Consider the following 14960-nt stretch of genomic DNA (forward strand, 5'->3'; position numbering starts at 1 on the left):
GTCTAGCAGTTCGCGTTGCTTTCCACCTACTGTTTTTTCATCAAGTGCCGCTTGGCAAACTTGATGTACTGAGTCCAGTCAAAATCAGTCACGTCGTGTCCGCCCGAGCGGATGTGGTATCCGATGCTGCCTTGGCTCGGTTCATCCACCGCCGGCATTTCAGCGGCTGGCAGCCCTTCGCGACCGAGATGCTGGTAAACCGGCGTAGCGTGCTTGGCCGCTAGAAATTCGCCTCGCGGATCAGCCCATGTATCCTCGACTGCACTCGCTACGTATACAGGTCGCGGCGCCATCAGGGCAATCAGCATGTGTTGGTCAAAGGGCAGTTGCGACTCGTTGTCGTTGTATTTGACAAAGTTGTCACAGAACCAATGCGGGAACGAGGTATTGATACGGGCCACGGATTCACCGATCCGGCGGCGTGAGATCGCCGCGCCACCGCAGCCTGAATTGTTCGAGATCACCAGCGCAAAACGCTCGTCGTTTGCCCCGGCCCACAGTGACGTTTTTCCCAATCGCGAGTGTCCCATTACCGCAACTCGCTCTTCGTCAATCTCGGGAACAGTGCCGAGGAAATCGAGCACCCGGCTAAGCCCCCACGCCCAGGTCGCGATCGAGCCCCATTGGTCCGCAGCCGGTTTTTCGGGGAACGCGGCATGGACGCCATTGCTGAAGCCGTCGTCAAAATCGGGATCGACATCGCCATAATAAAGCGTCACGAGGGCAAAGCCATTGTCGATGATTTTCTCCACCGCCCAGCGGGATGAAGCACTGCCACGATCCTGCTCGCTAGCCCGATTTCCCGGTTTACTGCGAACCCAATTCTCCGTCACTGGAATATCGGCATCGTCCAAGACGGTGTGATTGCCATGGAAGTTGTAGGCCAAGAAAGCAGGAGCGTTCGACGAATTGGTGGGCAGGAAAACCAGCAAGTGCAGATCACGACCTGCAAGTGTCACGACGGGCTGCCACATCGTCGCCTTGCCGCCGAACACTTGCTTCCGCGCTCCCGCGTCTTTCAGTGTGATCGCATTCAGCTTGTCCGTCGGCACCTTGCCGAACATCTCCGCCGCGAACTGGTCACGAATCTGCTCGCGGCGAGCTGGCCACTGGGCCGCTGACTCAATCCCGACGAGCGGATCGGGCAACGTATAAGCGGGGATTTTGGACTCGTCATAGTTTGGTTTGGATTCTTGTGCGATCGCGATGTGGGCAATGCCAATCGTTAATGCGACAATCAGACTACTGCGAATTCGCATGATATTTATTCTTGTCTTTCAAAAAATTGTATTGGTTCTTGATTGTGAAGCAGGTAGGCAGGTCGTTCGGTATTTACCGGTGAAACGTCGATCTTCTGTGAGCCGACGGCGCTAGCCGCGGGCCCGTCAATATTGAAGGAAACTTGCCCGCGGCTAGCGCCGTCGGCTCAGATCATTATGTGAACGACTCATATTGACCTGCTTAGGTGTTCGTGGCCCCGAAGAGTCTAATCGAAAATCGCGTTGCTCTCTTGGCTGCTCAAAGCGGTTTTCAGAAAACGATAGGCAAGTTCTCGCATCTCGTCTGGGAAGTCGTGAGCGCAATTGGGATGACGCACCTGCAGCCGATCAGCTTTCCCATACAGTTGATAAACGGGACGGGCGGCCGCGACAATTCGATCGACGCTGTCAGCACGGAAATTACTGTCATCGGTGGGAGCAACAATCAACACAGGCCGTGGGGCGAGTGCGGCAATCATCTCATGAAAGTCAAACGGGATCTCTTCCAGCCGTCCGCGATAATCACGTAAACGTGGCATGTATCGGGTCTGAGTCCACCCCTGCTCTGGCAGCCATTTCGCCGGGTCACCCTCAGAATAGTCCACGTAAGAATCGAGCCCACAGCTGGAAATTATTGCCTTGATTCGCGGGTCAAACACGGCCGTGTACACCGAGTTGTGTCCGCCGAGCGAATGACCGATGGCACCGATCTGTTGCTCGTCGACGAAGAGCAACGATTGCAGCAGATCGATCCCGCGGAGATTGTCCCAGACTGCCTTCAGCGTCCCGCTTTGCCAACCGCCAGCCTGAAAGTCGGGCTGGTAATTGGCTAACAACGGATAACTGGGTGAGAGCGTCACAAAACCGCGTTCGGCAAGTTCCATCGCATACTGTCGATTCGCTTTTCCGCCGAGTCCCACGACGACGCCGTAGCCAATCTGGCTGTCGGTCGGATGCAAACACAGTACAGCGGCCCCCTTCGTGTCACCGTTCAACAACGTTTTAGGAATGCACAGATAGGCCGGCGTTTGGCAGTGCGGCTCGCTTTGGTAAGTAATTTGGCGTCGCACATACGACCCACAATCGACTTCCTCAATGACGTGAACCAACGGAGCCGATCTCAAGGCATCTCCGGCGGGCAGCGTCCCCATCACGCTTTCCATTGCCGCGACGATTTCGTCTCGCCGCCGCTGCCACTGAGCGATCGACTTCGCTGGTCGAACGATTCCGTTGTCATCGTGGTACTCTAGCAGTACATCACGCGGCAGCGATCGGCGTGCGGCCTCGACTTGGATGCCGTCATTGTCAGTCGCAGTCGCGACATGGGTAAACATCAAAATCGCACAGCCAACGCAGCAAGTCACTCGTTTCATCAATCGAATTCTCCTGTATTCTAATTTGCCCCGTATTTATGAGCCGACGGCGTTAGCCGCGGGCCGCATTTTGCTAACATTTTGCCGAGCGGCGGCCCGACGCTAGCGATTTCGGCTCACAAAATGGGACAGTCGAACGAACAGCCTGCGTAGCGACGATGCCCGCTGCCATCGGACGTGCGGAACCCTATCGTAATCAATTCAAGCAGTGTTTGTTTTAGGTGCGTCGTCGCATCTCGGTAGAAAGATCACGTATTCTATAGACCGCTGCGTGGCAGAATGCTGTGTGGCGACCGACACACGTCAAACCGCGGTATCCCTCCGATTCTGGCTCTTACCCCTACCAGCAATATGAAAAAGAGAATCCTAACTGCCCAGAAGAACGTGGGAGCAATTAATGTCGTGGATCGCTCCTCGATCCATCGTTCTGATCGCGGAGCGATCAGCGACTATCCGCCAGCAAACCGCTCGTTGATCGCTCGATGGATGATCGCGGCCTTGGCAATCTTCGGGATGGCGATGCAGGCGAGCCATTGCATTGCAGCAGAACAGTTGACGGTTGTGTCCGATTTCGAAGGCGCGTCGGTTGGCGATATTGAGGTCGATGAAGCGGCACGGAGCGTCAGCTTCATGCCCGGCGGCGATCCCGAGCGGGGGTGGCCTTGTTGGTGGTACTTTCGCATTGATGGAATCAAGCCAGACGAGACGATCACGTTGCGGCTGCATGGATCAACGGCTACGGTTGGGAAGCAGAAGCCATTGTCGGCTTCTTGGGCGATGCCCGCTCGCGCGACTTACTCAATCGATGGCGAGACTTGGCTGCACACGGACGAGGGGCAACGCGATGGCCAGCGGATGATCTACACGCTAACGCCACATGCCTCGTCGGTTTATGTTGCTTGGGGACCGCCCTACACTCCGATCACGGCCAGTGCATTCGTACGCACGATCGCCGAAAAGTCAGATCATGCCGAAGCCGCCGAGTTATGTCGTTCGCGAGAAGGTCGCGGCGTACCGATGCTGTATGTGCGAGAAGGAGAACTCGAAACGAAAAAGCGATTTGGTGTCTGGGTCCAGGCTCGACAGCATGCTTGGGAAAGCGGTTCGAGTTGGGTGGCACAGGGCTTTGGCGAATGGTTGACCAGCGACGACGCAAATGCGACTTGGTTGCGGCAGCATGCTGAGATATTTTTGATCCCGATCATGGATGTGGACAATACCGCGACCGGCAATGGCGGCAAGGATGCGGTGCCACATGACCACAATCGCGACTGGTCTCCCCAACCTCATTGGAACGAAATTATGGCGGCCCAGCGAAAAATCGGCGACTTGGTTGGTGAAGGTCGCATGGATGTGTTTTTGGATCTCCACAATCCTGCTCCCGGCGACGCGAGTTTCTTTTATGTGCTTCCGCGAGACATGCTGTCCGAGCCGATGCTTAGCCTGCGTGATCGTTTCATCGATTTGGCATATGCGAGGATCAGCAAGATTAAGCCGTTGATTCCGATGAGCAACAAGCCTAAGGTGACGGGGGCGAATTATCATCCGCTATGGCGGCAAATTAGTTCCAACTGGGTCAGCATGAATGCAAATCCGCATACGGTTAGTTTGTGCTTAGAGACGGTTTGGAATTCTCCTAACAGCACGACTGATGGCTACCGAGCGGTCGGTGCAAACCTTGCCGCCGCCGTCCAAGAATATCTCGCCGAGCGTCCCGAGAAACAGTAAACCGGAGGATTCGCCCATGTCTCGTGATCTCGATCCTAGCGACACCGCACTGCGGCCCCCGTTCGACGCAACCACGATCACGCGGCCTGACGATTCGTTGCTGGTTTACTATTTCATCATTTCGGTCCTGACCACCGTCGGATTTCCGATTGTATTTATACCGTTGTTTATCCGCTTTAAAACGCTTGAGTATCGCTTTGACGAGCAGGGTGTTTCGATGTGCTGGGGTTACTTTTTTCGACGTGAGGTCTATTTGACCTACGCTCGACTGCAAGATATCCACGTCACTCGCAACATCATTGAACGTTGGATGGGGTTGGCCAAGTTGCCGATTCAAACGGCGTCGGGGGCATCGGGCGCTACGATGAAAATCGAAGGCATTCGTGACCCTGAACCGCTGCGAGATTTTCTGTATCTAAGAATGCGTGACGTGAACGATGAGATCGAATCAGAAACCGATTTGGAAAGTGCGAGCACCGAGTTGCTGCGAGAAATTCGTGACGAATTGAGAAAGCAACGCAGCCAGCGTGAGGCGAACCGATGAGTCACGCTGTCGACAAGTCGGCCGAATGGATTTATCACGGCATTTGGCGAATTTTGGTCGAGTGGTTTCGTGTACCCGACAAGCCGCCGATGCTACCGAGTGCAATGCGGGGCGAGCTGCGGGTGTTTCATCCGTCGCGTCGCTTTTTGACGTATCTGAAGGTCGTTTTTTGGTTAGCACTGGTGTTGGTCGACGCCGCGATTCTGGCTGGATGGATGGTGCTCTATTGGGAATCGCCATTTTGGGCTTGGGTGTTGGCGCTACCCGCACTCGCGCTTGCGATCGTGCCAGACATCATCGCTTACATTGCACTTCATTTGATGTATGACACGATTTGGTATGCCGTATCGGAACGTGGTGTTCATCTTCGCCGTGGGATTTGGGTGATTACCGAGCATACGATTTCGATCGCAAATATTCAGAATGTTTCGATCACTCGCGACCCGATTGAGCAGATCTTGGGGATCGCGACCTTAGTGGTCGAGACCGCCGGTGCCTCGGCAGCCGAGGATGCGAACTCGTTGAGCGTGGGGAACCGCGTCATCATGATCGGACTGGATAATGCCAACGAGATTCGCGAGCTGCTGATGTCCAAAGTAAGTACGAGCCGATCGAGCGGTTTAGGGGATCCATCTGAAGGTAGACGGCCAGTGCAGTGGAATGCAACCGATCTCGCCCTGCTGCGAGAGATCCGGGATGAAGTTGCCGCGGGTCACCTCTCCTGAGCTTCAGCTCGGGAGCGACCGTGTTAAGATTTGGCAATAGTCGCTTATCAAAAAACTAAATTTTTGATTCGATGTTTCGCCTCGATGCGCAGCATCGAAGGACATAGGGGGCTCCTATGGGAGTCTGGCTACGTGTATGTTTGGACCCTTGTACCGAGCGGCAACGCTCGAGTACGTAGGCAGTCGACGAGCGATTTCGGTCGTTGGTCGGCTGCCGTTTTTTCCAAATACTTCGCTCGATCCCTGGCTCGACGCTTGTTCGGGCTCGGCAAAATGGGGCCGCCCCTTCCGCATCGCCGTCACATCGGCCTCAGATGCTGGCGCAGGCCAATGTGACGGCGACGCGAAAGGGGCTCTTCAACCGTTATTTCGTTGGTGGACTGATCAGACCATCGCGGCGAACTTTGAAGTGTCAAACGTTTCTTAATTACGAACCATCTGATTGAGTGTCGAAAGAAGCTTTCGTACGCAAGCGATCATCGCCAGCTTGTACGGTTTCCCTTGCTTTCTTAGACGTGTGTAAAAGGCTTTCAGACGCTCGTCGTACTGCCGAGCTGATAACGCTGCCATGTACAATGCACAGCGGACCGATTGACGCCCACCACGCACCATTCGTTTACCATCCTTGGTGCCACTTTGCTTAGCCATCGGCGATACGCCAACTAACTTCGCAATCTCTTTGCGATTGAGTTGCCCCAACTCAGGCAGCGAAGTCAGAAGCACATTGATCGTGACCTCGCCCACGCCGGGGTGGCTCTTCAAAATCTGCACTTTGGGCTCTTGCTTTGCCAGCTCTTTGAGGATCTCGCTGAGTCGTTTATCAACGCGATTTAGCTGGTTTTCGATGTTGCGCAGCATCTGTTTTAGCAACTTGCGAGTCTCTTTGTCGGTGGTATGTAGCAACCGCGATCGTTCTTGAGCCTGCATCTTCAGAAGCGATACCCGACGATGAACCATCGCGGTGTGATGCTTCTGTTGCTCGCTGCGTCTGACTGCCAAGTGGACCGGAACGTCCTGACCAAATCGACAAATCATCGCTGCATCAATCGTGTCGGTCTTCTCAAGCCATCCATGGCCCTTGGCGAAGTCTCTGACTTGCCGTGGGTTGACAATGGCGACGTCAATCGAGCTGTCGTGAGCCATGTCAGTCATCAACAGGTGATAGCTGGCGGTGGATTCACAGAGAATCAATGTCGCGCTGTCAGGATCAATGCGGTCAAGCAATTTCGCTTGAATGCTCTTCACGTCGTTATCAATTCGCCCGGTAAGCTTGTTTTGAGAATCACAAAGATCGAGATTATTTTTGGCAACATCGACTCCGATGACTCGTTGGTAACCGGTTCGCGACAGTGGTGTTTCGTGTCGAGTGTTTGTAGTAGATTCGTTGCTCATCTTAAAAGTCCCTGCCTAGTAAATGCGGTCTGGCATGACGCCGACCTAGCGACCGTTCGGGTAAAAGAACTGACTCACGATCAAGCTCCCAATCGCTCTAGCCTGGGGCCGAGAAGGGTCGGATAGGATCTGTGAGTCAGCGACTTTTCCGCAGAGCGACTGCGAAAAGGTCATCACAGCGAATCGACGCGAAAACCGGTCGAAACACCACAATGATCATATACTAGAGGTCGGGCGGGCCCTTTAGGCCTCGTCCGGGTGAGGGCCGACCGCGCAACTGAGCTTGCAGCAGGCCTCTGGCTTGCTCGGTCTGCCCTCACCCGAGCATCGCTGATGGCTCTGCTCGACCTCTCCCAAACTGCGTTTGGGAGAGGTAACTTATATTTGCCTCCGGCCTTGAGATTCGCACTGTTAACTACCATTAAGTACGATTCGCTACTTCTTGGCGTTGGCCGAGGTCAGCTTGACGGGCATCTCCGGCAGCGCCTGCAGGAACGCTCGCCCGTACGGCTTGCTTTCTAACCGAGGATCGAGCACGACGACCATCCCCTTGTCTTGTTGAGTTCGGATCAAACGTCCAAACCCTTGCCGAAATTTGATGATTGCTTCGGGTAATTGGTAGTCGTTAAACGGATTGCGTCCGCTGGCCCGAATCGCTTCCAATTTTGCTTCCAGCAGCGGGTGATCAGGCACCGAAAACGGCAACTTGGTGATGATGACGTTCGTCAGTGCTTCGCCGGGGACATCGACGCCCTGCCAAAAACTGTCGGTGCCAAACAGCACTCCTTTGGGATTGCGGCGAAATGCGTCCAGCAACTGCGTGCGATTCTGAGTCCCCGCTTGGCTGTAAAGCAGCAGTTCGTTTTCGGCCAGCCAAGGCGTCAAGGCGGTGGCACATCGTTTCAGCAAGTCATAGCTGGTGAACAGCACAAACGCGTGCCCGTCGCTGTGGCGTACAAAGCGTTTGATCTGATCGGGAAGTGCCTTTTCAAACTCGGCACGCTCTTTCGAGGGATCGGGCAGTCCGCGGACGACCACGAGTTTCGCTTGCTCTTTGTAATCAAACGGGCTGCCAACGCGGAGCGATAAACCGCCCGTCAAACCGATTCGCGATCGATAGAAGTTGAACTTGTCATCGTTGCCGGTCGCCAGCGTCGCGCTTGTCATCACGACGCTGCGGATCATCTTGCTTTGGAACAGGTGTTCGCGAAGCGTCGCGCCGACATCGATCGGCGACGCCGCCAATGTAACGCGGTCCAGTCCACGTCGCGATCCGCTGCGTTCGAGCCAATAGACCGCACCGTCAAGATCGTGATTGATCCATTGCCGCAGCCCGCCGGCGAGCGCCATCATACGATCGTGAGCCGATTCAAAATCCTTTTTCTCGGATTCATCCTTCTGTCCTTCGGCTTGCTCCAGCAACGCTCTCGCGAGGGCTTCCATCGGTTGGCTCGCACGATTATCGACCACGCCGGGGTGCAACACACGTCCATTGCTCGTGCCCGAGTTTTCCCACCAATCGAGGATATCGGCAAACAAATTGGTGGTTGCAAAACGGCATCGTTCGAGCTGCTTTTGAAGCCCCAGTAATTGTTTATCGACCAGCAACCCTTTTTGCGTGCGGTCGTTGTACAGTTTGTCGAACAGGTAGTCGAATTGGCCGCTGGTCAGACGGATACCCAGATGGTCGCCCGCGACCGCTTCGATCGTGTGACATTCATCCAGGATCACGGCATCATAATCCGGTAACAGCGAGACACCTTGCTGCCGTAGAGCCAGATCACTAAAAAACATTGCGTGGTTGACGACCATCAATTCCGCATTGTTGGCCCTTCGACGCGCTTTGAAATAGAAGCAGTCTTTGAAGTGCGGGCATTTCCGGCCCAGGCAATTGCCGGTATCGCTTTTCATTTCGTCCCAGACCGACGAGTCGGGACGATTCGGTATTGTCGAGAGCGAGCCATCGTTGGTGACTTCCGACCATTTTTTTACCCCGCGAACTTGCTCGTACTGAATTTCGTTCGCCAATAGCGAAGTCATCTTCGCCACTGTTCGATCCATCCGCCGTAGCGACAGATAGTTAGAGCGGCCTTTGACCAGCACCGAGGAAAATTCGCGAGGAATGACGCTGTTCAGTAGCGGGATGTCTTTGTTGATCAGTTGCTCTTGCAGACTGATCGTGTGCGTTGAGATCAGAATGCGGCGTTTGCGACCGGGGGCGTTTTCATCTTCGACATCGAGCAGCGGTTTTTCTGGTTGCCCTTGCTGTTCGGTCGCAAACAGAATCGCGGGCACCAAATAGGCAAAGCTTTTCCCGGTGCCCGTACCCGCTTCGGCGATCAGATGCTGTTCATTGCGAAGTGCTTTTTCCACATCGCGTGCCATCGCCAGTTGTTCGGGTCGCGGCGTAAAGTTCTTCAGACGCCGGGAAATGCTGCCGTCCGCACCTAGGATCGATTCAGATTGAAGATTCTCAGACAACGAGGCAAATCGCTAGGGGGAGGAAGGAGTGTAAGTTGTCGCCGGGCGGACAGATTGTAAGGAGAGGACGCACCAAAATAGCAGTCACTTGAAGTTTGGGCGAGCGTCAACGGTCTAGTTTACCCGACCCCATCCGCCACGTCTTTGGCATGCGTGAGCGTATTTCCGATCGATTCAGATGCTTGCGAAACCGTGGAAATCATGCTCGCGTGGTTGCATCCGGACACGGTAGCCCTTGTAATGAGCCCGTTCCCTTTGCTTTGTTTCTGCTTGCATTGTCTCCGCTTGTGCCGAGTGATCTATGAGTCTTCATCGTCAGCCCTGCCCATCGTGTGGCCGCGAACTCGAATTGCCCGCCGATGCGATCGGACGAATGGCGAAATGTCCTGCCTGCGAAACGACCTTTAGGATTGGGGAGACTGGGGGGGATCAGGCGGGTGCCTCACTTGATCCTGTGCCGCCCACGCCGCCTGTGCCGAGCGAGCCGCCCATACCGAGCGAGCCGCCCGAATCAGCACGCAGTGAAAATCCGTTCCAGGCTCCGATCGCGAGTTCAAGCGAAACGACGGGATCCGCGAGCGGTCGACCCGTCAATCCATATCAAGCGACGTCGTATTCGGCGGATCCTGTGTTGCGGTTGGGTGATACCGAAATTGTCCAGCGTCCGATCGAGGACATCGTCTCGCCCACGTTGGCGATTTTTGGGGCGCGTTGGTCACCGCTGATTTTGGCGGCTTTGATCCTGTTGGTTGCAACAGGGATGATTTTCGGAGTTCCGTTTTTGCTACTATCCGTCATCGGCAGCATGATTGACAACGGTGCTTTACCCAATGGTGGTCCCGTCCTGGCGATTGCGGCTTTGTTGTTTTTTCCGTTTATCGCCTTTCTCAGTTGTTACACGACGGTTGGGTTTGCTCGTGTCTCGCTCGCGGTGGCCCGCAATCAACCCAGTCCCTTGTCTCAATTGATGCCGCCGCTGGTTATCGTCTTTCGCTTTGCCGTGGGCCTTGTCGCTTTGCTGTTTGGTCTCGCGCTGATCAGCTTGGTGGTCGTTGTCATCATTGCGTTGGTGGGAAGTATTCAAGGCGGCGAGGCGATCGCTGCCGGGCTTGCGATCCTGGCGATGATCATGGCAACGGTCTTTGTGTTCGCGGCTCAGTGGTTGCTTTGGCCCTGGATTTTTGTTGTTAGCGATGGCAAGACATCGGCACTGGCATCATTGCGAGTGGGCTACAACATCACGATGAGCAATAAGGTAACGTCGCTGTTGGTTGTGATCATTTCGACCGTGTTGTCGATGGCCGGTTCAGCGGCATGTTACGTGGGGCAATTCGTGACGACGCCTTTAACGATGCTGATGTTTGCCGTCGGATATTTGTTGTTAACCAATCAAGCAATCGACAATCCCAAAGATTCGATGGCTCCCTACGTGCCTCCCTCTTATCCACCTCAACAAAATTGAGTTTGAATTCCATCACCCAAGTCTGGGCCGACGTCGGCGGCACGTTTACCGATTGCTTTGTTGTCGTTGGCGGCGTGCGTCGATCGGTCAAAGTGCTAAGCAGCGGGAAAGTTCGCGTCAAAGCGAGACGATGCGAACGATCGCAACACGAATTCGAACTCGAGTCCGATACTACCGAGCATCCGCTGCCCGATCAATTCTGGAACGGTTGTCGAGCATCGTGGTTGCGTAGTGATGGAGTCGCCGTTGAAGTCGGAAGCGTCATCGGTTTTGACGCAAATGCGAACCGTATTACGGTCGATGGTGACGAAAATGCAGCGGCCGAGTTCGAAAGTGTCTCGGGATCGTTCGTGTTGGAGTTGGATGCGAGATTGGAAGCACCGGTACTCGCGACCCGGTTGCTGCTAGGCTGCCGACTCAGCGATCCGCTTCCCACTCTTGCGGTTCGGCTGGGAACCACACGAGGCACCAATGCACTGCTGACTCGAACCGGTGCCAACACGACGTTGTTGGTGACGGAGGGGTTTGCCGATGTGTTGCGAATCGGCGAGCAAGATCGGCCCGAATTGTTTGATTTGTCCGTGAAAAAGCACGCTCCGTTGACCGAACACGTGGTCGAGGTGCGAGAGCGAATCGATGCCAAGGGCAATGTGTTGCGTCCACTCGATGAATCGTCGCTGCGTGAAACTCTATTGCAGATCAAGGCTTCGGGGACTGAGTCGCTTTCGATTTGTTTGATGCATGCGCATGTCAACGATACGCACGAGCGTGTTGTCGAGCGGATGGCTCGCGAGTTGGGGCTGGATCAAGTGAGTCGATCGAGCGAGGTGGCTCCGTTGATCAAGTTGGTGTCACGCGCTGAAACGACGACGCTTGACGCTTATTTAAATCCGATTTTGGCAAGTTATGTTGCCCGAGTTTGGGATCAATTCGGCGGCCGTGATACGTGTCGATTGCAGATGATGACCAGCGGTGGAAACTTGGTCGCTGGCGATACGTTTCGTGGCCGCGACAGTGTTTTGTCGGGGCCTGCCGGCGGCGTGGTGGCACTGGGGTATGTTGCCAAGTCAATCGGTTCAGCATCCGCGATCGGATTGGACATGGGGGGAACAAGCACCGATGTCAGTCGGTACACGGGACAAGTGGGGCGTTGTTACGAGTCACGTGTCGCAGGGCTGCGGGTGTTGACGCCGATGATGGACATTCGCACGGTGGCCGCAGGCGGCGGATCGATTTGCGACGTCGTGGGTGGGCGTTTGGCGGTTGGGCCCGCCAGCGCCGGGGCGGACCCAGGACCGGCGTGTTATGGACGCGGCGGGCCGCTGACGATCACCGACATTAACCTGTTGCTAAAACGATTGCCAGTCGATCGGTTCCCGTTTCCATTGGATGAAATGGCCGCAAAACGCCGAATCGAAGAAGTGGCAAAGCGGTTGCCCGACTCGGTCGAGATTCCCAGTCTGGAAACGCTCGCCGAGGGTTTTTTGCAGATTGCCGTCACACATATGGCCGAAGCGGTCCGCACCGTCAGCACGGCCGAAGGCAACGATGTGCGTCAGATGACCTTGGTCGGATTCGGCGGCGCAGCGGGCCAGCATCTCTGTCGCGTGGCCGACTCGCTGAACATGAGCCAAATCATTGATCATCCCGACGCCAGCATGTTGAGCGCACTGGGGATGGGGCTAGCGGATATTGGACGAGTCGTGACGCGGGGCGTCTATGCGACACTGGATGACGCATCCTCCGACTGGATCTCGCGGATAGTCGATGAGTTACGCAGCGAAGCGGACTCGCTGATTGCCGAAGAAAATGTCGATCAAGTGCCGGTGCAGTATTCCTTTGAATGTGATGTTCGTTATCGAGGCACCGAGTCGTCGCTGCCGATTGCGTATCACGCCAAGTTGGGTGATAGCGCACTTGCAAATTCCGACTCGCTCGTCAAACAGTTTAACGACAAGCACTTGCAGACCTTTGGCTACAAACAGCCCGGTCGACCGCTGGAATTGGTCGCGATCCGCTGCGAAGTCAAGTTGTTGCAGTCAACGTCGCTGGAAAAGAAGTCGGTTGCGGATCCAACTGAAACGCCAGCGAAAACGCAGCCAAAACGCTGGAGCGATTGTGAGCGGATCGAGCGATCCGAGCTGCGTGAAGGTGACATCATCGCCACCCCGACGATGATCATCAGCAGTGAATCGACCTTGGTGGTCGAGCCCCACTGGGGCGGCAAGGTTTTAGCCGGCGGAGTGATCGAATTGCGTCGCGAATCCAAGTCGAACTTGGATCTCGATGCCACTCCCGAAAACGATGCGGTGCTGTTGGAAGTCGTGGCCCGACGGTTACAGGGGATTGCCGATTCGATGGGCGAGGTGCTGCGTCGCACCGCCGTCAGCGTGAATGTGAAAGAGCGTCGCGACTACAGTTGTGCGGTGTTCCGAGGCGACGGCGCGTTGATTGCCAATGCGCCCCATGTCCCCGTCCACTTGGGAGCGATGGGGCACACGGTTCGCCGTTTAATGAGTGTCTATCCGTCGATGTCCGCGGGCGATTGTTATCTCAGCAATGATCCCTTTTCCGGAGGCTCGCATCTGCCCGATATCACTGCGGTGACACCGGTTTTTTGTGATCGCGATGTCAAAAGCGGTCGGCCTGATTTCTTTGTGGCCTCGCGAGCTCATCATGCCGAGATTGGCGGCCGGACGCCGGGATCGATGCCACCCGATGCGACTTCGTTGGCCGAAGAGGGAGTGCTGATTCGTGACTTTGCGATGGTTCGCGGCGGCGTTCATTTTGACGATGGATTAAGGACGTTACTCAACAGCGGCCGCTATCCCTCCCGGAACGCCGAAGAGAATCTAGCTGATTTAGCGGCCCAACGTGCGGCGGGCGAAGATGGCGTTCGTGCGTTGATCGAGATGTCGCAAACTTATTCGGTGTCACAGATTGATTACTACATGCAGCGATTGTTGCAGGTGGCTGGCGATACCGCACAAAGCTGGATTCGCACGCTTCCTAAGGAGCCGATGTCGTTTACCGATTCGTTGGATGATGGCACCGTGATCGCGGTCACGCTGCATCGTTTGGACGACCGCTTAAAGATTGATTTCACTGGCACCGCGGCTGTGCATCCGTTTGGCTTTAACGCCACCAAGGCGATTGTCACGGCAGTGGTGTTGTATGTGGTGCGGATGGTTTCGGGATCCAATTTGCCGCTCTGTGACGGAGTGCTTCGCGATATCGATCTAGTGATTCCCACTGGATTATTAAATCCACCGGCCGATGATGATCCCGCTAAATGTGCGGCGGTCGTTGCGGGGAATGTGGAAACGAGCCAGCGGGTGGTCGATGTGTTGTTGGGGGCGCTGGGCGTCGCGGCCGCTTCGCAAGGCACGATGAACAACGTTTTGATCGGGGATGCTACGTTCGGTTTTTACGAAACCATTGGGGGCGGATCGGGCGCGACTGCCGATCACGACGGTGCCGATGCGGTCCACACCCACATGACCAACACTCGGATTACGGACCCCGAGGTGATGGAGAGTCGGTTGCCGCTACGATTGCACCGGTTTGCGATTCGCCGTGGCAGCGGGGGGGCGGGAGTTCATCGCGGTGGCGACGGCATGATTCGCGAGTTCGAATTTCTCAAACCGCTGACTCTGTCGTTGATCACCGGTCGACGAACGCGTCCTCCGTACGGTGCGGCCGGAGGCGATGACGCTGCAGTAGGCAAAAACACATTGATTCGAGCCGGGAAATCGGAACCGCTGCCTTGGGCCATTTCGATCCCGGTTGATGCGGGCGATCGTTTGATCATCGAGACCCCCGGCGGCGGCGGTTGGGGGCATCGCAAAGACGGTGGATCCGAGAATCGCTAGCGTTTGATCCCGCGGTGGAGTGATTCGATAGTAAGGTTTGAGCAGCATTATCCGGCGATAACACGTTGGGTGAGGGGCTTACGAACGGCTTTTGCTTTTTGTCTGCTGCCGTGGACGTTATAAT

Annotated in this window: 9 protein-coding genes; 5 read left to right on the top strand and 4 right to left on the bottom strand. The window is 55.5% G+C overall.

The features are described from left to right. Positions 1–26: 26 nt before the first annotated feature. On the bottom strand, positions 27–1259 hold the full coding sequence (locus SH528x_RS05040; protein ID WP_442509437.1) for a glucuronyl esterase domain-containing protein: 1233 nt from the start codon (positions 1257–1259) through the stop codon (positions 27–29). Between the two features lie 227 nt (positions 1260–1486). Beyond that, positions 1487–2632, bottom strand: a complete 1146-nt coding sequence (locus tag SH528x_RS05045) for an alpha/beta hydrolase family protein (RefSeq protein ID WP_442509438.1) — start codon at positions 2630–2632, stop codon at positions 1487–1489. A gap of 351 nt (positions 2633–2983) precedes the next feature. Between SH528x_RS05045 and SH528x_RS05050 the strand changes: the two genes are divergently transcribed. Genes SH528x_RS05050 through SH528x_RS05060 form a run of 3 tightly spaced genes read left to right on the top strand, consistent with a single transcriptional unit; the run spans position 2984 to position 5629 of the window. After that, positions 2984–4360: a M14-type cytosolic carboxypeptidase gene (locus SH528x_RS05050; RefSeq protein WP_442509439.1), complete on the top strand. Its 1377-nt coding sequence runs from the start codon at positions 2984–2986 to the stop codon at positions 4358–4360. 16 nt (positions 4361–4376) lie between these two features. Then, positions 4377–4904: a PH domain-containing protein gene (locus SH528x_RS05055; RefSeq protein ID WP_442509440.1), complete on the top strand. Its 528-nt coding sequence runs from the start codon at positions 4377–4379 to the stop codon at positions 4902–4904. After that, entirely contained in the window at positions 4901–5629 is a 729-nt protein-coding gene (locus SH528x_RS05060; RefSeq protein WP_442509441.1) for a PH domain-containing protein, read from the top strand. Before SH528x_RS05055 ends, SH528x_RS05060 begins: the two co-directional genes overlap by 4 nt. A gap of 423 nt (positions 5630–6052) precedes the next feature. On the opposite strand, the gene SH528x_RS05065 is transcribed toward SH528x_RS05060, so the two are convergent. Next, positions 6053–7021 (bottom strand): IS110 family transposase, encoded by a 969-nt coding sequence (locus tag SH528x_RS05065; RefSeq protein WP_442509442.1) that lies wholly within the window; start codon positions 7019–7021, stop codon positions 6053–6055. Between the two features lie 435 nt (positions 7022–7456). Further along, positions 7457–9502 carry an ATP-dependent DNA helicase gene (locus SH528x_RS05070; RefSeq protein WP_442509443.1) on the bottom strand — a complete coding sequence of 682 codons (2046 nt, stop codon included), beginning with the start codon at positions 9500–9502 and terminating at the stop codon, positions 7457–7459. A gap of 301 nt (positions 9503–9803) precedes the next feature. Between SH528x_RS05070 and SH528x_RS05075 the strand changes: the two genes are divergently transcribed. Further along, positions 9804–10964 carry a hypothetical protein gene (locus tag SH528x_RS05075; RefSeq protein WP_442509444.1) on the top strand — a complete coding sequence of 387 codons (1161 nt, stop codon included), beginning with the start codon at positions 9804–9806 and terminating at the stop codon, positions 10962–10964. Next, positions 10961–14836: a hydantoinase B/oxoprolinase family protein gene (locus tag SH528x_RS05080; protein WP_442509445.1), complete on the top strand. Its 3876-nt coding sequence runs from the start codon at positions 10961–10963 to the stop codon at positions 14834–14836. Before SH528x_RS05075 ends, SH528x_RS05080 begins: the two co-directional genes overlap by 4 nt. The last annotated feature ends 124 nt before the right edge of the window (positions 14837–14960 follow it).

It is taken from the genome of Novipirellula methanifontis (assembly GCF_052161655.1).
In the GTDB taxonomy this organism is placed as follows: Bacteria; Planctomycetota; Planctomycetia; order Pirellulales; family Pirellulaceae; genus Novipirellula.

What these genes read in the sequence shown, in the direction of transcription:
- SH528x_RS05040 (WP_442509437.1), bottom strand. Translation starts at nt 1,259, where the DNA reads ATGCGAATTCGCAGTAGTCTGATTGTCGCATTAACGATTGGCATTGCC.
- SH528x_RS05045 (WP_442509438.1), bottom strand. Translation starts at nt 2,632, where the DNA reads ATGAAACGAGTGACTTGCTGCGTTGGCTGTGCGATTTTGATGTTTACC.
- SH528x_RS05050 (WP_442509439.1), top strand. Translation starts at nt 2,984, where the DNA reads ATGAAAAAGAGAATCCTAACTGCCCAGAAGAACGTGGGAGCAATTAAT.
- SH528x_RS05055 (WP_442509440.1), top strand. Translation starts at nt 4,377, where the DNA reads ATGTCTCGTGATCTCGATCCTAGCGACACCGCACTGCGGCCCCCGTTC.
- SH528x_RS05060 (WP_442509441.1), top strand. Translation starts at nt 4,901, where the DNA reads ATGAGTCACGCTGTCGACAAGTCGGCCGAATGGATTTATCACGGCATT.
- SH528x_RS05065 (WP_442509442.1), bottom strand. Translation starts at nt 7,021, where the DNA reads ATGAGCAACGAATCTACTACAAACACTCGACACGAAACACCACTGTCG.
- SH528x_RS05075 (WP_442509444.1), top strand. Translation starts at nt 9,804, where the DNA reads ATGAGTCTTCATCGTCAGCCCTGCCCATCGTGTGGCCGCGAACTCGAA.